The organism is Mesorhizobium sp. M1A.F.Ca.IN.022.06.1.1 (genome assembly GCF_003952605.1).
Classification (GTDB): Bacteria; Pseudomonadota; Alphaproteobacteria; order Rhizobiales; family Rhizobiaceae; genus Mesorhizobium.
In genome coordinates this window covers 3,577,886-3,594,899 of sequence record NZ_CP034455.1, presented here as the reverse complement: position 1 = coordinate 3,594,899, position 17,014 = coordinate 3,577,886, and the positions used below count along the sequence as shown (strand labels likewise).

Here is a 17,014-nt window from a genome sequence, read left to right as displayed (position 1 = left end):
CGAATAGCGAATGGGGAGTAGCGAATAGGGGCGTTTGCACGACGGGCTATCGGATCCCTACTCGCTGTTCGCCACTCCCTATTCGCTCTTCCGACCAAAGGGAGGAAATGCATGAGCAAGGTAGCAATCGTCACGGGCGGATCGCGCGGCATCGGTGCGGCGATATCGGTGGCCCTGAAGAATGCCGGCTATTCGGTCGCCGCGAACTATGCCGGCAATGACGAGGCGGCCCAGAAATTCAAGGCCGAGACCGGCATCCCCGTCTACAAATGGTCGGTCGCCGATTATGACGCTTGCGCCGCCGGCATCGCCCAAGTCGAGGCTGATCTCGGTCCGGTCTCGGTGCTGGTCAACAATGCCGGCATCACCCGCGACACCATGTTCCACAAGATGACCCGCGAGCAGTGGAAGGAGGTCATCGACACCAACCTTTCCGGCGTCTTCAACATGACGCATCCGCTATGGAACGGCATGCGCGATAGGAAGTTCGGCCGCGTCATCACCATCTCCTCGATCAACGGCCAGAAAGGCCAGATGGGCCAGGTCAATTATTCGGCCTCGAAAGCCGGCGACATCGGCTTCACCAAGGCGCTTGCCCAGGAAGGCGCCCGCGCCGGCATCACCGTCAACGTTGTTTGCCCCGGCTACATCGCCACCGACATGGTCATGGCCGTGCCGGAAAAAGTGCGGGAATCGATCATCGCTCAGATCCCGGTCGGCCGTCTCGGCGAGCCGGAGGAGATTGCGCGCTGCGTCGTCTTCCTCGCCTCGGAAGACGCAGGCTTCATCACCGGCTCGACGATAAGCGCCAATGGCGGCCAGTATTTCGCCTGAGATCTTATTCGGCTGAACTCTTCTGACACCGATGGCAGGCGGCCCGCCGCAAACGGGCCGCCTGTTTTTGTCTGCGCTCCGGCGGCACCGGGTGGGCATGCCTCAATTTGGCACGCAATACTTAACGGCCTCCCCGCGCCCTGTGGAAACCCGGTTCACATGCTGTGAATTTTTCGGTGCACAAGCTTTGGACAACACCATATCTAGGGGTGAACAAACCGGGAATTTTTGCAGATCGCTGATTCGTCGCCGATTCGTTCCGGCTTTGGCCAAAAGGTTAACGGGCCATGCCGGAAACAGCGCGAAAAAGATTAACGACGATTAGGAAAGATCAACCATTTCATAATGTTCGCGGCCGCGCTCGAGTCCGTCGCGGTCGCTCCCCCGCAAAGGTTAACGACGCTCCGGAACCAGCGCGAGCCAAGCACGAAACGGGCCAGTTCACAGATTCAGCATGTGGTGAGACTCATGGCCAAAAAATCCACATATAGCCGTGAACAAAACCTGAATCAGAGTGAGTCAGTGATTCGTCGCCGATTCGTTCCAGACTCGTTCCAACGGTTAATGGACCGCGGATTTTGACCTTGCCTGTCGTCGCGCCATCTGTTGATGAGAACATTCCGCTTTCGCTTCGCGTCTGAAATCCCTATGTGTGCCCTGTCACACGCGGCGGCACCGCCGCGTCCCCGACAACGAGCGGCAGAAAGCCTCATTTCCGAGCCGATGAATATCCAGCCGAAACCCTCCCAGCCGCTGATCCTTTCCGGCCGCGACGTGACGGCCGTGCTCGGCCCCACCAACACCGGCAAGACCCATCTCGCCATCGAGCGCATGGTGGCGCACGACACCGGCATCATCGGTCTGCCGCTGAGGCTCCTTGCCCGCGAGGTCTATACACGCGTCTGCGAGAAGGTCGGCGCCAGCAAGGTGGCGCTGATCACCGGCGAAGAGAAGATCGTGCCGGCGAGCGCGAGATATTCCGTCTGCACCGTGGAGGCGATGCCGCGAGAGACCGATGCCGCCTTCGTCGCCATCGACGAGGTGCAGCTCGCCGGCGACCTCGAACGCGGCCACATCTTCACCGACCGCATCTTGCATCTGCGCGGCCGCCAGGAGACGCTGCTTCTGGGCGCCGCCACCATGCACGGCATCCTGCAACGCCTGCTGAAGGGCGTCTCGGTGGTGACGCGGCCGCGGCTGTCGCATCTTGCCTATGCCGGCTCGAAGAAGCTCACCCGCCTGCCGCGGCGCACGGCGATCGTCGCCTTCTCCGCCGACGAGGTCTATGCCATCGCCGAATTGATCCGCCGCCAGCAGGGCGGTGCTGCCGTCGTTCTCGGCGCGCTCAGTCCCCGCACCCGCAATGCCCAGGTGGAGATCTTCCAGTCGGGCGACGTCGACTATCTGGTCGCCACCGATGCCATCGGCATGGGCCTGAACCTCGACCTCGAGCACGTCGCCTTCGCCCAGAACCGCAAGTTCGACGGCTACCAATACCGCAACCTGACCGCCGCCGAGCTAGGCCAGATCGCGGGGCGTGCCGGCCGACACCTGCGCGACGGCACCTTCGGCGTCACCGGCCAGGTCGATCCGTTCGACGAGGATCTGGTCAAGAAGATCGAGGGGCACGATTTCGACCCGGTGAAGGTGCTGCAGTGGCGCACCGCCGATTTCGATTTTGCCAGCCTCGATGCCCTGAAACGCTCGATCGAGACCAACGCGCCGGTCGAAGGGCTAACCCGGGCATTGCCGGCGGTCGACGCCCAGGCGCTGGAACATTTGTCGCGCGACGCCGACATCAGGACGCTAGCCACCGGCAGGGAGCGCGTGGCGCTGCTGTGGGAGGCCTGCGCGCTGCCGGACTACCGCAAGATCGCGCCCGCCCAGCATGCCGACCTCATCGCCTCGATCTATATGGACCTTGTACGCCATGGCCATGTCGATGAGAATTACATGGCCGAGCAGGTGCGGCGGGCCGACACCACGGATGGTGATATCGACACGCTGTCGCACCGGATCGCCCAGATCCGCACCTGGACCTTCGTCTCCAACCGACCGGGTTGGCTGGCCGATCAGCTACACTGGCAGGAAAAGACGCGCGAAATCGAAGACAGATTGTCGGATGCGCTGCATGAGCGGTTGACGAAACGCTTCGTAGACCGCAGGACTTCCGTCCTCATGCGGCGCCTTAGAGAAAATACCATGCCTGAAGCTGAAATCAGCCCAACCGGAACCGTGCTCGTCGAAAGCCATCACGTCGGCGAGCTGCAGGGATTCCGCTTCACCGCCGACCAGAGCGCCGGCGGCGAGGACGCCAAGGCGGTGCGCACGGCTGCCCAGAAGGCGCTCGCGGCTGAGTTCGAGGCGCGCGCCGAGCGCTTCGCCGCCTGCGCCAACGGCGATCTGGCATTGGGCTCGGACGGTGTCCTGCGCTGGATCGGCGCGCCGATCGGCACCCTGGTTGCCGGCGACGAGGCTTTGAAGCCGCGCCTTGTGCTGCTTGCCGACGAGCAGCTCACCGGCCCTGCCCGCGACAAGGTCGCGGCGCGCGCCGAGCGTTTCGTCAATTTTCAGATCGAGTCGCTCTTGAAGCCGCTGGTCGATTTGAAGAACGCCGAGCAGCTCACCGGCATCGCGCGCGGCATCGCCTTCCAGCTCGTCGAGCATTTCGGTCTCATCAACCGCCGCGACATCGCCGAGGAAATGAAGTCGCTCGACCAGGAAGGCCGGGCGGCCCTGCGGCGCCTTGGCGTGCGCTTCGGTGCCTACCACGTCTTCGTGCCGGCGCTGATCAAGCCGGCGCCGGCCGGGCTGGTGACGCTGCTCTGGGCGCTTAAGAGCGACGGCAAGGACAAGCCAGGCTTCGGCGACGTGGTGCATGCGCTGGCATCGGGCCGCACCTCGGTGGTGATCGATCCTGCTTTCGACAAGACGTTCTACAAGCTCGCCGGCTATCGCAATCTCGGCCGCCGCGCCGTACGCGTCGATATCCTAGAGCGGCTGGCCGATCTCATTCGCCCCGCGACAAACTGGAAGCCCGGCCTCGGCCAGCGACCGGACGGCGCCTATGACGGCCACGCCTTCATGGTGACGCCGCCCATGATGTCGATCCTCGGCGCCACCGCCGACGACATGGAAGAGATCCTCAAAGGCCTTGGCTATCGCGCCGAACCGAAGCCGGCGGCGGAGGTGAAGGCCAAGCTCGACGCGCTGGACAATGCCGCCCGCGAGGCCGCGGCTGCGAAGCTTGCGGCGGAAGAGGCTGCGCGTGCTGCACAGGCGGCAGAGGCGCACGCCGTGGCAACAGACACGGTTGTAGAGGCAACGATCGAGGGATCCGAGCCGGCTGCCGCTGAAGTTCCTGCCGACGCCATCGCGGAAGCCGCGACGGAGCCTGACGCGAAAGATCCGGCGGAAGCTTCGGCTGCGGTCGCGGAAGAGACTCCGCCTGTGGAGACCGCTGCAGCGGTGGACGCTGCAGCAGCGTTTGGGTCGGCTGAAAGCGGCGACGCCTCCACCTCGATGGGGGAGGTCGCGGCGGGAAGCGACGCGGGTGGGGCTGACGGCGCCGACGATGCAGACGGCACCAACACCGCCGACGCCGGCGCTCTCCACGAGGGCGAAAGCGGTGAAGGCGCAGAGCCCCCCGCCGAGCTGGAAGAGCCGAAGCCGATCCTGCTGTGGCGGCAGGCGCGCTTCGACCATTCGCGCCCGCGCCACCGCTATGACAATCGCCGCGACAATCGTCCGCGCAACGGCCAGGCTGCAGGCGATGGCCAGGCGGCTGCCACGGGTGGCCAGGCCGGCGATCGGCCAGCCCGTGAGGGCCGCCGCGACCAGCGCGACGGGGCCGGCAAGCCGCGCTTCGACCGCTCGAAGTTCAAGCCGAGACCGGAACGCGAAGGCGGCGAACGGCGCGAAGGCAGGCCGCAGGGCGAGCGTGCCGATCGCCACGAGGGGGCCGCCGCGAGGGCCAGCCGGACTGGAAAGGCAACAGGCAGGACGGCAAAGGCAATGTCGCAGGCGGCAGCAAGCCGGCCTTCCAGGGCAAACCGCGCGAGGAGCGTCCGCAGCGCTTTGATCCGGATTCACCCTTTGCCAAGCTCGCCGCCTTGCGCGACCAGCTGAAGAAATAGCCTCGGCCGGTCCCGATGGTTGGAGAAGGCCGCCAGCGCATCGACAAATGGCTGTTCTTCTCGCGTGCGGTGAAATCCCGGTCGCTGGCGGCGAAGCTCGTCGTTGCCGGGCGCGTCCGCATCAATCGCGACAAAGCAGCGCAGGCCTCCGATCTGGTCAAGGCCGGCGATGTGCTGACCATCACGCTCGACCGCCGAATCCTTGTCTGGAAGGTGCTTGGGCCCGGCGCCCGGCGTGGTCCTGCCGACGAGGCGCGGCTGCTTTACGAGGATATGTCGCCGCCGCCGACGCCCAAGGGCGAGGCGGTTCCTGACGCCATTCCGGCGCTGCGCGAAGCCGGCACCGGCCGTCCGACCAAGCGGCAGCGGCGGCAGACGGACCGGCTGCTCGGCGAGGACTAGAAGATTCGACGGAACCTCGTCGCGGCAGGCGCGCGGAATTCCTTTCCGCGATGCCGGCTCAGGCGGGAAGTCCTGCCCTTGCAAGCGGCGGGCAAAGGCGTTACCTCACCAAAAAAGCCCAGCAAATACGGGACGTCCCGGAGCCTGCGATGACCTATGTCGTGACCGATAATTGCATAAAATGCAAATACATGGACTGCATCGAGGTCTGTCCGGTCGACTGTTTCTACGAAGGCGAGAACATGCTCGTCATCCATCCTGACGAGTGCATCGACTGCGGCGTGTGCGAGCCGGAATGCCCGGCCGACGCGATCAAGCCGGACACCGAGTCCGGGCTCGACAAATGGTTGCAGGTCAATTCCGAATACGCGGAGAAATGGCCCAACATCACTGCCAAGAAAGAGCCGCCGGCCGACGCCAAGAACTTCGACGGCGAGGCCGGGAAGTTCGAGAAGTATTTCTCGCCGGAGCCCGGCGAAGGCGACTGAAGGCTGGACCGGGCAAGCCGGCATGACGCCACGTAAGCGAGCCGATACAATTGCTGTCTTGACAGCCAGCGATGGCGCATGGCGTTAGCGAATGCAGCAAAACCTTGATTCTTCCGACTTTTTGTGTTATATCCGCGAAACATGCCGGTGACACAACGTCGATTTATGGCGCTAACGCCCCAAATCACTGAAAGGTGAACTTTTCAAATCCGGACCAGAGCGATCTGGGGCAGGCAATCGCATTCGTGCGGTTTGTCGGCCCCGGCTTATTCCGGTGAGTTCACTTGTTGTGCGGCTAAAGATCGGCTTCCGCCGATCGTCTGAGTTCAGCCGGCGCCGCCATGCCGGCGCTACAACTAAGGAGTTCAGGGCGTAATGGCAACGATCACCCCGCAGAAGAAGTCCACCGCGGCCCGTCACGGGTTCAAGACCGGTGAGTTTATCGTTTACCCGGCGCATGGCGTCGGCCAGATCGTGGCCATCGACGAGCAGGAAGTCGCGGGTCACAAGCTGGAGCTGTTCGTCATCGATTTCCAGAAGGACAAGATGAGGCTTAAGGTGCCGGTCGCCAAGGCGACCTCTATCGGCATGCGCAAGCTCTCGGAAGAGGATTATGTCGATCGCGCGCTGAAGGTCGTGCAGGGCCGCGCCCGCATCAAGCGCACGATGTGGTCGCGTCGCGCGCAGGAATATGATGCCAAGATCAATTCCGGCGACCTGATCTCGATCTCGGAAGTGGTGCGCGACCTCTATCGCGCCGACAACCAGCCGGAGCAGTCCTATTCCGAGCGCCAGCTTTACGAAGCCGCGCTCGACCGCATGGCTCGCGAGATCGCCGCCGTCAACCGCATGTCGGAGACCGAGGCGGTTCGCCTCATCGAGGTCAACCTCAACAAGGGTCCGAAGCGCGGCGCCAAGGCCGACAACGAGGAAGCCGAGCAGGAAGAAGCTGCCTGAGCATTCGCCTGCCGAACAACGAAGAACCCGGCCTGGCGCCGGGTTTTTTGTTGCGCGCAATATCGGAAGGTCGGCGCTGCCCTCATCCGCCTGCCGGCACCTTCTCCCGTATAGTGAACGGGGAGAAGCGAGATGACGGCGTCGTTGGCGCCCATTCTGAAACGTTGGCGATTGGCGAACTCTCTGATGAAAGCGTCCTTTCTCCCGTCACTATACGGGGAGAAATGCCCGGCAGGGCAATGAGGGGCAGCGCCAACTTATGAAGGAATCATACCTGATCCCCCGCCCCGCCTTCCTTCCGCGCCTCCTCCTGCCGCAGCGAGGCGATGAAGCGCTTGGTCCGCTCGCGCTCGGGGTTGTCGAACACGATCGAAGCCGGGCCCTTCTCGACGATCGAGCCGGCATCGAGGAACACCACCTCCTGCGCGATCTTGGAGGCGAGTCTCAGATCATGCGTGGCCATCACCATGGTGGTGCCCTCGCGGGCCAGTTGACCCAGCACGTCGACCACTTCCTGCGCCAGCTCCGGATCGAGCGCCGAGGTCGGCTCGTCGCAAAGCAGCACGCGCGGCGACGGCGCCAGCGCCCGGGCGATCGCAACGCGCTGCTGCTGGCCGCCTGACAGAGTCGCCGGCCAGGCATCGGCCTTATGCGCCATGCCGACCTTCTCGAGCAGCGCCATCGCCCGCTCGCGCGCCCGCGCCTGCGGCCATTTCAGCACCGTCACCAGCCCTTCCATGACGTTCTCGATCGCGGTGCGATGCGGAAAGAGCTGAAAATTCTGAAACACCATGCCGGTCTGCAGCCGCACGCGCTGAATGTCCGCCGCCGGTACCTTGGCGCCCGGCCGAAATTCCAGCGTCTCGTCGCCGATGCGCAAAGTGCCCGAGGTCGGAATTTCCAAGAGGTTGATGCAGCGCAAGAGCGTGCTTTTTCCGCCGCCCGAAGGCCCGACCAGCGCCGTGACACTGCCTTCGTCGATGCTGACGGTGACACCTTTCAGGACAAGATTGTCGCCGAAGCGCTTCTCGATGTTGGTAAGGCCGATCATGCATTGGCCTCCAGGAAGCCGCCATAGCGGTTGAGCCGCACCTCCAGCCGCGCCTGCAGAGCCGACAGCACCGAGCTCATCGCCAGATAGAGCGCCGCCGCCTCGACATAGAGGATCAGCGGCTCGTAGGTGGTGGCGACGATGCGCTGCGCAGCCTGGAACATTTCGGGCACCGTTATTGCCGCCGCGAGCGAGGTGTCCTTGACCAGCGATATGAACGTATTGGAGAGCGGCGGCACCGCGACGCGGCCCGCTTGCGGAAGGATCGTCCGCCGCATCGCCTGGCTCCAGGTCATGCCGATCGAATAGGAGGCCTCCCACTGCCCTTTCGGCACCGAGCCGATGACGGCGCGGATGATCTCCGACGTGTAGGCGCCGATATTGAGCGTGAAGCCGATCAACGCTGCGGGAAAGGCATCGAGCAGGATGCCCACCGACGGCAGGCCGTAGAAGATCAGGAAGAGCTGCACCAGAAGCGGCGTGCCGCGAAAGATCCAGACATAGAAGCGCACAAGCGCGACCAGCGGTTTCGGGCCGAACAGCCTGATCAGCGCCGTCACCAGCCCGGCCATAAGCCCCAAGGCGAAGGACAGCAGCGTCAGCGGCACGGTAAAGATCAGTGCCGCCCATAGCAGCGTCGGCAGCGACTCCAGCATCAATTGCAACCAGTGCGGCACGGAGCCCTTCTCCTTTCCGGACGCTGCGACCCTCTGGCCGCATGCCGAGCGACTATCAGGTAAAAATCGGCGGGCCGTCTTTGACGGCCCGCCGGAACTCAAGCAAAAGGGATGATTGGGCTTACTGCGAGACGTCCTGGCCGAAATATGTGTCGGCAATCTTCTTGTAGGTGCCGTCGGCCTTGATGTCGGCCAGCGCCTTGTTGATCGCCGCCACCAGTTCCGGATCGCCCTTGCGCACGATGACACCGGAATAATCGGCATTCTCTTCCTGCGCGGCGATCTTCACATTGGCGTCGGGCTTGTGCTTCTTGAAATCGAGGAAGGACAGGCTATCGTTGATGGTGGCGTCGGCGCGACCGGTGAGCAGCAGCTGGATCGACTGGTCGAATCCGTCGGTGCCGACCAATTCGGCGCCGTTCTTCTCGGCGAGCTTGCCGAAATTCGAGGTCAGCGACTGCGCCGCCTTCTTGCCCTTGAGATCCGCGAATGTCTTGATGTCGCTGTTGTCGCCGCGCACGATCAGCACCGCCTTGGAGGCGATGTAGGGATCTGAGAAATCATACTTGGCCTTGCGCGCGTCGGTGATGCCGACCTCGTTGATGACGGCGTCGTAGCGGTTGGCGTCGAGCCCCGCGATAAGGCCGTCCCACTTGCCCTCGAGAAACTGCACCTTGACGCCGAGCTTCTCGGCGATCGCCTTGGCGATCTCCACGTCGAAGCCGACCAGGGCGCCGGATTCGTCATGATAGGTGAAGGGCGCGTAGGTGCCCTCCGTGCCGACCTTGATCACGCCCGCCTGCTTGATCTGGTCGAGATTGGCGCCGGCATGACCGGCTGTGACTGCCAGAACCTGCAGCGTTCCGGCGACGAGAAGCGATTTGAGCCATTTCATTTTTCTGTGATCCCGTTTTGACCGGTGCGCCGGCGCATGGTGAGAGCCGCAAACTGGCAGATGGAAGCTCAAGAAATAAGGAACCAGATTTCAAAAATCGACCGTTCCAGAAATCCAGTTCTCAAAACCAGCGAAAAATCCGCCAAGCCAAGCCTCACGGATCGATAACAGAAACGTTTTCGGCAGGCATATGCATCCGCCGGCACTACGGAACCATTCGCGCTTCTGGCACGTTGCTGGCTGTTGTAGGGCGCTGCGACGTCATTTCAACCGTCATCCAGTGCAACGACCGCCAAAAGGAGCCGGCATGATCGAGGATGTGGCAGGACGGACACTGGTCCGGGCGGCAATGAAGGCTCCCTATCTCGAGCGCGACGAGGAGCATCTCCTGGCCATACGCTGGAGGGAAAAAAAGGACCAGGACGCGCTGCATCTGATCACCGTCGCCCATATGCGGCTGGTGATTTCGATGGCTTCCAAATTCCGCCACTACGGTTTGCCGCTCGGCGACCTCATTCAGGAAGGCCATGTCGGCCTGCTGGAAGCGGCTGCCCGCTTCGAGCCCGCCCGCGAAGTGCGTTTCTCGACCTATGCCACCTGGTGGATCCGCGCCTCGATGCAGGATTATATCCTGCGCAACTGGTCGATCGTGCGCGGCGGCACCAGCTCCGCGCAGAAGGCGCTGTTCTTCAATCTGAGGCGGCTGCGCGCGCGGCTTGCCAACGGCGCCGAGCCGCTCTCCAATGCCTCGCTTTACCGCGAGGTTTCGGCCGCGCTCGGCGTGCCGGAAGCCGACGTGGCGATGATGGATTCGCGTCTTTCGGCCCCCGACAGCTCCCTCAACACCCCGCTTGCCGATGAGAACGGCGCCGCCGAGCGGATGGATTTCCTGGTCTCGGAGGATCCCCTTCCCGACGAGGTCGTCGGCGAAACGATAGACGTCGAGCGCCGCGCGGTCTGGCTGAAGAGCGCGCTCGGCGCGCTCAATGCGCGCGAGCTGCGCATCATCGAGGAGCGCCGCCTGAGCGACGACGGCGCCACCCTGGAATCGCTTGGCGAGGCGCTCGGCATCTCCAAGGAACGCGTCCGCCAGATCGAAGCCCGCGCCATGGAAAAGCTGCGGGCGGCGCTGGTGAAGCAGAACCCCGAATTCCTGGCGGAAGCCGCCTGAAAGCCAAGGCAGCGACTCGAAGTCGCCAGGAGACTATCAGTCAGCCATCCCGGCGGCTTTCTGCATCCGTAGCCATGGATTGTGAATTCTTTAACAGACCCTCGCGGCGTAAACTGTCTTCCTGACTGCACCAACTTTAGCGGATGGGGGTTTGCCATGCTGCGATGCTGCGCGTTCCTTGCAGCCCTGGTTCTCGTGTGCTTCACCGCGTTCGAGGCTCACGCCGATCGAAGGGTTGCCTTGGTCATCGGCAATGCCGAATACCGAAATATTCCGGCTCTCAAAAACCCGGACAAGGATGCTCAGGACGTCGCGAACACGTTCCGGCTGGCCGGCTTCGACGTGTTCGTCGCAAAGGACTTGACCAAGCTTCAGTTCGAGGAGCGGTTCCGCAACTATCTCGCCGCGGCGGACGGTGCGGATCTGGCCGTCGTCTACTATTCCGGCCACGGTTTTCAGATCGGGGGCGAGAATTTCCTGATCCCCGTCGACGCGTCGCTGAAGGATGCCGCCGACATCGAGGTCCAGGCGATCAAGCTTGACGACGTGCTGGAGCAATTGCGCTCGAAAGCGAAGATCCAGGTGATCATCCTCGACGCCTGCCGGAACAATCCTTTCCCCCGCCAGGATTACTGGCTGAGGGACCAGCTGATCGTCGCGGGCGACGCCGGCCTTGCGCAGGTGAAGAGCTCACTGAACACGCTGATTGCCTTCGCCACCGAGCCAGGCGCGGTCGCCTATGACGGGCGCGGTGCCCTCAGCCCGTTCTCATCTGCCTTTTCGCGCCACGCGTTGGCGCCCAACCAGGAAATCCGCACGGTGATGGCGGCGGTTCGCCGCGACGTGGTCAAAGCCACCAACGGCAAGCAGGTTCCGTGGGAGAATTCCTCGCTGGTCGACGAGGTGGTGCTGATGCGCCACGATGACGCCGAGGGTCAGGAGGTCACGGCCAAGCAGAAGCAGCCGGATCCGGAGAGCGGCAGCCAGATCACCGGCGCCGCCGAGGCGATCGAAAATCGCGATATCAGCATCCCGGTTGGCGTCGGTCCGGTTCCGCTGAAGCTCGATTTCCCCAGCAACGACCCCGCACTCAGCCTGAAGCTTGCAAGCTATCCGGCAACGGGAACTCTGTCGCTGCCGGACCGGACCCTGTCTCCGGATTCCAGCCTGATGGCCGGTGAAGTCGATAATTTGCGTTACGAGCCGCAGATCGGCTCGGCTGCTCCGGTCCAGATTGGCTTCCAAATCCGCGGCGGCAACGCGTCCAAGGCAGCGATGATGAAGCTGTCGCCAAGCGTCGACCCCTGCGACCAAGCGGCGGGCGCACCGCTCGACCTGCAGGGCGTCGCGCCCGGCCGTTTGCAGAACGAGATCGCCGGCGAGGCCGCTGAGGCCTGCCGGGCGGCGGTGAAGGCCTACCCCGACGTCGCTCGGTTTCGCTACGAGCTTGGGCGGGCGCTGCTGGCGTCCGGCAAGGTCGACGAGGCCAGGAAAGCTATCCAGGAAGCTGCCGACAGGGGGCACGTCCGCGCCATGTTCGAGCTCGGCCATATCGCTTCGTCCGGAATAGGAGCGGCCGCGGATTCCGCGAAAGCGATCAGCTTCTATTCAGAAGCATCCGACAAGGGAGACCCCTATGCGATGGCCGCTTGGGGGCGAGCCTTGTTCAATGGTGTCGACGTCGAGCAGAATACCGGCAAGGGATTGGACCTGCTGCTCAAGGCGGCGGCCATGGGGCACGTCAATGCGATGAACGATCTCGCCGTGATCTTCAAGGATGGCCGCAACGGCGTGCCCGCCGACGAGGCCCGCGCCTTGGCTTTCCTCAAAGCCGGCATCGCGCGGCAAGAGGCATATTCCATGAGCATTCTCGGCCTTCCCGCGCGCAGCACCTTAACGGTCGCAGTGTGCAAGCCGAAGGTCGTGACGAAAATAGTCACCAAGGTAAAGGTTGTCCGCACACCCGCGCCGAAGACGCCGACGGTGACAGTCCCGACAGTGGTCAAACCACCTCAGACCGATACCGGACCGGCGCCCTGGCGCGGCAGTAGCGGCGATCATTCAGGGTCCGGCGGCGGCGGCCAAAGTGGTGAGGGCAGCGGAGGCAGCACCGGCGGCCAGACCAGCCCTGAAGGCGGCAGCAGTGGCGGGCTCTGATTGCTGCGGCAGCCGCGCGCCCGGCTTGACCGAATAGAAGCGCGCGGCTGATTCGTTGCGGAAGCACTTGCGCGGATGCCGACCCTACTTGTCGGTGACGATCTTGACCCTGTCGCCGGCCGACACGCTCGCGCCCGGCGACATTGCGTTGAGCACCCGGAACAGGTCGAGCTTTCGGTCGACGCCGACCATCTGAGCGGCAAGCGTGCCCATGTTCTGGCCGGGCTGCACAGTGACCACCCGGATATGCAGCGGCTTCAGCGCCGCCTTCTCGGCCGCGCTCAACGTGCGGAAGGAGCTGCTGACGGAGCGCGCGACCGGCTCCAGCGCGGTGCTGGCCGAGGGTGCCGCAGTCAGCAGCCGGTAGACCTGTCCGCCGGCCCGGATGACCGCGATATCGAACTGCCACCCTTGCGCGCTGGCATGCGCCATCGCCGCCTCGTTGCCGTTGACCGTTTCCTGGCGCACGCTGGCATCGTCCAGTCCGGCGACCCAGCCGCTGCGGATATAGTCGGTGAGCGACACAGACTTGTCGATCGCCACGCCATCGAAGCGGATGGCGATGTCGCCCGGACCGGTCGCGGTCACCGCGGCCGCCGAATTGTCGATGACGAAACCCTCGGGCACCGAGAACGACACGCCAAGGCCGGGATGCAGGAAGGTCTGGCCGCGCACATAGCCCTCTTCCGGCGTGTCGCCGTAGAGCAGCCCGTCTATGCCGGCGAGGAAGGCATCGCGGTCGCGCGTGCCGACGCCGGGCGGTCCGAAGTTGCGGGCGAGCCGCTGCGCCAGCTCAATGCGCTGCGGCGTGTTGGGATGCGTGGCCAGGAAGTCGAGGCTGGCATCCGTGGCGCCGCTGACCGAACGGAAATCGGCATAGGCCGACATCGACTGCAGGAAGCGGCCGGCCGCATAGGGGTCATAGCCCGCCTCGCCGATCGATTTGATGCCGATCGCGTCGGCCTGCAGTTCCTGGTTGCGCGAAAACTGCGCAAGCCTCAGCTTGCCGCGGATGAGAGCGGCCTTGGCGGTCGGGCTGTCGCCGAGCACATCGGAGACGACCTTGGTCGCCAAGCCTTCCTCGGCCTCGAGCTGCTGCCGCTGCAACCCGTGATTGGCGGTGACGTGGCCCATCTCATGCGCGATGACGGCCGCAAGCTCGGAGGAGTCGTTGGCCAGCGCCAAAAGCCCGCGCGTGACATAGAGATAGCCGCCCGGCAGCGCGAAGGCGTTGACGTTGGGCGAGTTGAGGATGGTGATGCGATAGGTCTGGGTCGGATTGGCCGAGACCACCGTCAGGTTGCCGACGACCTTGGCCACCATGCGCTCGAGCTTCGGATCGGAATATTCGCCGCCATAGGTGGCGAGAATCCGCGGATGCTGCGCTTTGGCCATTTCGGCCAGCCTGGCATTGGCGACGACATTGTCGACGGTGATCGGCTTGTCGGAGGGCTGGAAGCCGGACTCCTGCACGTCCGGCGGCGTGAACATCTGGCAGCTCGCCAGCGCCACGGCAAAGCCGGCCATCGCGAAAAATCGCGCCAGCGGCTTAGTCCATACCCTCTCGATGCCGGCTGTCAGATCGGCTTCCTTTCGTAATCTTGCGGCAAATCACGGCCCACCCGGACCAGCATGGCCGGACCTAGCCACACTCCCCCGGACAAGGCAAGCAAACGCCTGATCACCCGCAGCCGGTTTGGCCGTAAATTATGTCCGCTTCCGGGCAATGTGTTGTCATCCGGCAACGCTGCCGCCTCGATCGCCGATATAGCGCCGGAAGGCCTCCGGTCCAGCACCGTCGAAGAAATCGGCGGCCGACCCTGTTGCCGCGACCCTGCCCTCGTCGACGAACGCGATCCGTTGGCCGATGCGGCGCGCGTCCTGCGGCTGATGCGTGACGAAAAGCACGGTCATCTGTCGCTCGGCGTGGATGCCGGCCACGAGATCGAGCATGTCTTCGCGCAGCGCCGGGCCGAGCGAGGCGAAAGGCTCGTCGAGCAGAAGCACCGGACGGTCCCGTATGAGCACCCGCGCCAGCGCGACGCGCTGCCGCTCGCCGCCGGAAAGCTCGCGCGGCAGCCGCTTTTCCTTGCCGGCGAGACCGACACGCCCCAGCGCGTCCGCGACCGCGCGGTGGTCGTCGGCCGTGAGCTTGAGCGATGGCGAGCGGCCAAGCCCGACGTTGCCCTCGACCGAAAGATGGGCGAACAGGTTGTTTTCCTGCAACACCATCGACACCGGCCGCGCCGAGGGCGGCGCATTGTCGACATCGATCCCGCCGATCAGCACCTTGCCAGCATTGGGTGATTCGAAGCCGGCCACCAGATTGAGCAGCGTCGACTTGCCTGAACCGCTCGGCCCCATGATGGCGGTGATCCTGCCGGCGGCGAATTCGACATCGAACCGGAAGGATGCCTCGCCATAGCTGAAGGATACGCCGTCCAACGTGACGGCCAGGCCCTTCGTGGCTGCGATGCCATTATTATCCCTCGTCATGCCTTTGCCTCCCGCCCCAGCCAGTCGGCGGCGACAACCAGCATCAGGCAGACGAGGCCGAGCAGCAAGGCCAGCCCCGCGGCGTCGGCGGTCCGGTAGCTGCCCATGCGCGCGAGTAGAAGATAGGGCAAGGTCTGGACGGAATCGCTGCCGAACAGCGCGATCACGCCGAGATCGCCGAGCGACAGCGCCATGGCGAACGCAAAGCCGGTGGCCAAGGGCCGCCGGAGCGACGGCCAGTCGACCAGCCGCAGCCGGTTCCAGCCGGAAATGCCGAGCGCCAGGCAGAGTCGCTCGTGGCGCTCGCTCGCCGCGTCATAGGCAGGGCGGACGGCGCGAATGGCAAATGGCATCGCCATCACCGCATTGACCGCGACGACCATGACAGGTGCGATGGCGAACACATCGGTGATGTTGCGCAGAGCCAGGAACCAGCCGGCGCCGATCACGATGGGCGGCACGACCAGCACGAAACCGGCGCCGGTGTCGGCGGCGTGTTCGAGCAGCGACATGGCGCCGCCCGCGCGGCGCCGCAGGGCCAGTGCGCGTCGGGCGGCAACCAGCGACAGCGACAGCATCACGCAAAGCAGCGCCGAGAGAAAGGAGAGCCCGGCGCTGGTGAGCGTCGCGCGGCGCACGGCGTCCTCGCCGGCCAGCCGGCCGAGATCCGCCTCCAGCCCGGCGAGCACGGTCGCCGCCATCGGTGCGGCGACGAACAGCAGCGCAAGCACGATGAGGCCGGCATTCAACACCGCCTCGGTGGTGCTGGTCGCAAGATAGCGGCGTGGCGCTACCGGCAGATTCGCATCGCCGACCGTGTTGGCGCCGAGTCGCGTCAGCATGGCGACCACGACGAAGGTCAGCACGATCTGCAGAAACGTTAGTGTCACGGCCCGCGCGGGATCGAAATCGAAGCGCAGCGCCTGGTAGATCGCGACCTCTAGCGTCGTCGCCGCCGGCCCGCCACCCAGCGTCAGTACGATTGTGAAGGAGGTGATGCACAGCATGAAGACCAGCCCGGCGACCCCCGGCAGCACCGTGCGCAGCGCCGGCCATTCGATCAGCCGGAAGGCCGACCGAGCGTCCATACCGAGCTGGCTCGCCAGCCGCCACTGGTCGGCCGGCACGGTGCCGAGCGCCTCGAGGAACAGCCGCGTGGCCAATGGCAGGTTGAAGAAGACATGCGCGACCAGGATGCCGGAAAGGCCGTAAATGCCCGGCCATTCCCCACCGCCGAACGTGCCGAGGATGCCGGCAAAATAACCGGCACGGCCGTAGAGCGCCAACACGCCGAGCGCGGCGACGATGGCCGGCAGCGCCAGCGGCACCGTGAACAACTGCAGGATCAGGCGACGTCCGGGAAAGTTCGTTTGCCTGGACAGGGCGCGGCCGACGAACACTGCCGGCAAGACCGAAAGCAATGTCGACAGCAGCGCCTGCCAAAGCGTGAAGCGGGCGACGCGGAGCAGATAGCTGTCGAAGGCCGCGGCAGCGCTGGACGGACCGCTCGCGCCTTCGAGGATCAGGCCGGCGAAGGCGCCGCCGATGAGCAAAGTGATGGCGACAAGGGCGATGATGCCGGCGGTGATGCGAGGGTCAGGGCGCGGCGTGGATTGCACGCTGCACCACGTTGGCTCGAGCTAGCGAACGCCACGTTCCGTCGCACCCCCCTCTGTCCTGCCGGACATCTCCCACTCTAGGAGGGAGATTGGCAGCTTTGCCGCTCTTCCTACACCGTCGGCGGCTAGCG

12 protein-coding genes and 1 pseudogene are annotated in these 17,014 nt (G+C 64.5%); 7 read left to right on the top strand and 6 right to left on the bottom strand.

The genetic code is table 11. The annotated features are described in order from the left end of the window. The first annotated feature begins 111 nt into the window (after positions 1-111). From EJ078_RS17175 to EJ078_RS17155, 5 genes and pseudogenes are all read left to right on the top strand, one after another. Positions 112-834 carry a beta-ketoacyl-ACP reductase gene (locus tag EJ078_RS17175; RefSeq protein WP_067319406.1) on the top strand — a complete coding sequence of 241 codons (723 nt, stop codon included), beginning with the start codon at positions 112-114 and terminating at the stop codon, positions 832-834. Positions 835-1,557: 723 nt separating this feature from the next. After that, positions 1,558-4,970 (top strand): annotated as a pseudogene (locus tag EJ078_RS17170) (helicase-related protein). Positions 4,971-4,985: 15 nt separating this feature from the next. Beyond that, on the top strand, positions 4,986-5,372 hold the full coding sequence (locus EJ078_RS17165) for an RNA-binding S4 domain-containing protein (protein ID WP_067001879.1): 387 nt from the start codon (positions 4,986-4,988) through the stop codon (positions 5,370-5,372). A 149-nt stretch (positions 5,373-5,521) separates the two neighbouring features. Next, on the top strand, positions 5,522-5,860 hold the full coding sequence (gene fdxA, locus EJ078_RS17160) for a ferredoxin FdxA (RefSeq protein WP_067001876.1): 339 nt from the start codon (positions 5,522-5,524) through the stop codon (positions 5,858-5,860). Positions 5,861-6,235: 375 nt separating this feature from the next. Then, entirely contained in the window at positions 6,236-6,817 is a 582-nt protein-coding gene (locus EJ078_RS17155) for a CarD family transcriptional regulator (protein WP_040974338.1), read from the top strand. Between the two features lie 268 nt (positions 6,818-7,085). Here the strand turns inward: EJ078_RS17155 and EJ078_RS17150 are convergent, their stop codons facing one another. The 3 genes from EJ078_RS17150 to EJ078_RS17140 all read right to left on the bottom strand — a co-directional run bounded on the left by EJ078_RS17150 (position 7,086) and on the right by EJ078_RS17140 (position 9,440). Next, complete coding sequence (locus tag EJ078_RS17150) at positions 7,086-7,868, bottom strand: amino acid ABC transporter ATP-binding protein (protein ID WP_208720756.1); 783 nt, start codon at positions 7,866-7,868, stop codon at positions 7,086-7,088. Beyond that, positions 7,865-8,545: an ABC transporter permease subunit gene (locus tag EJ078_RS17145; RefSeq protein ID WP_067001871.1), complete on the bottom strand. Its 681-nt coding sequence runs from the start codon at positions 8,543-8,545 to the stop codon at positions 7,865-7,867. The genes EJ078_RS17150 and EJ078_RS17145 overlap by 4 nt, the downstream gene beginning before the upstream one ends. A 121-nt stretch (positions 8,546-8,666) precedes the next feature. Beyond that, a complete protein-coding gene (locus tag EJ078_RS17140; protein WP_095778113.1) occupies positions 8,667-9,440 on the bottom strand; it encodes an amino acid ABC transporter substrate-binding protein in 774 nt (257 codons plus the stop codon). Between the two features lie 307 nt (positions 9,441-9,747). On the opposite strand from EJ078_RS17140, the gene EJ078_RS17135 reads away from it, so the two are divergent. Further along, positions 9,748-10,611 carry an RNA polymerase factor sigma-32 gene (locus tag EJ078_RS17135; RefSeq protein ID WP_067001865.1) on the top strand — a complete coding sequence of 288 codons (864 nt, stop codon included), beginning with the start codon at positions 9,748-9,750 and terminating at the stop codon, positions 10,609-10,611. Between the two features lie 240 nt (positions 10,612-10,851). Beyond that, on the top strand, positions 10,852-12,768 hold the full coding sequence (locus EJ078_RS17130) for a caspase family protein (RefSeq protein ID WP_245458855.1): 1,917 nt from the start codon (positions 10,852-10,854) through the stop codon (positions 12,766-12,768). An 84-nt stretch (positions 12,769-12,852) separates the two neighbouring features. Here EJ078_RS17130 and EJ078_RS17125 read toward each other — a convergent pair whose 3' ends face one another. From EJ078_RS17125 to thiP, 3 genes are all read right to left on the bottom strand, one after another. Beyond that, positions 12,853-14,295 (bottom strand): M48 family metalloprotease, encoded by a 1,443-nt coding sequence (locus EJ078_RS17125; protein ID WP_208720754.1) that lies wholly within the window; start codon positions 14,293-14,295, stop codon positions 12,853-12,855. Positions 14,296-14,502: 207 nt separating this feature from the next. Next, positions 14,503-15,264, bottom strand: coding sequence for a thiamine ABC transporter ATP-binding protein (gene thiQ / locus EJ078_RS17120; RefSeq protein ID WP_208720753.1), 762 nt, complete (start codon positions 15,262-15,264; stop codon positions 14,503-14,505). Further along, on the bottom strand, positions 15,261-16,883 hold the full coding sequence (gene thiP / locus EJ078_RS17115) for a thiamine/thiamine pyrophosphate ABC transporter permease (RefSeq protein ID WP_208720752.1): 1,623 nt from the start codon (positions 16,881-16,883) through the stop codon (positions 15,261-15,263). Before thiP ends, thiQ begins: the two co-directional genes overlap by 4 nt. Positions 16,884-17,014 lie beyond the last annotated feature (131 nt).

Coding starts and splice junctions, on each gene's coding strand:
- EJ078_RS17175 (WP_067319406.1), top strand. CDS start 112: ATGAGCAAGGTAGCAATCGTCACGGGCGGATCGCGCGGCATCGGTGCG.
- EJ078_RS17165 (WP_067001879.1), top strand. CDS start 4,986: ATGGTTGGAGAAGGCCGCCAGCGCATCGACAAATGGCTGTTCTTCTCG.
- fdxA (WP_067001876.1), top strand. CDS start 5,522: ATGACCTATGTCGTGACCGATAATTGCATAAAATGCAAATACATGGAC.
- EJ078_RS17155 (WP_040974338.1), top strand. CDS start 6,236: ATGGCAACGATCACCCCGCAGAAGAAGTCCACCGCGGCCCGTCACGGG.
- EJ078_RS17150 (WP_208720756.1), bottom strand. CDS start 7,868: ATGATCGGCCTTACCAACATCGAGAAGCGCTTCGGCGACAATCTTGTC.
- EJ078_RS17140 (WP_095778113.1), bottom strand. CDS start 9,440: ATGAAATGGCTCAAATCGCTTCTCGTCGCCGGAACGCTGCAGGTTCTG.
- EJ078_RS17135 (WP_067001865.1), top strand. CDS start 9,748: ATGATCGAGGATGTGGCAGGACGGACACTGGTCCGGGCGGCAATGAAG.
- EJ078_RS17125 (WP_208720754.1), bottom strand. CDS start 14,295: ATGGCCGGCTTTGCCGTGGCGCTGGCGAGCTGCCAGATGTTCACGCCG.
- thiQ (WP_208720753.1), bottom strand. CDS start 15,264: ATGACGAGGGATAATAATGGCATCGCAGCCACGAAGGGCCTGGCCGTC.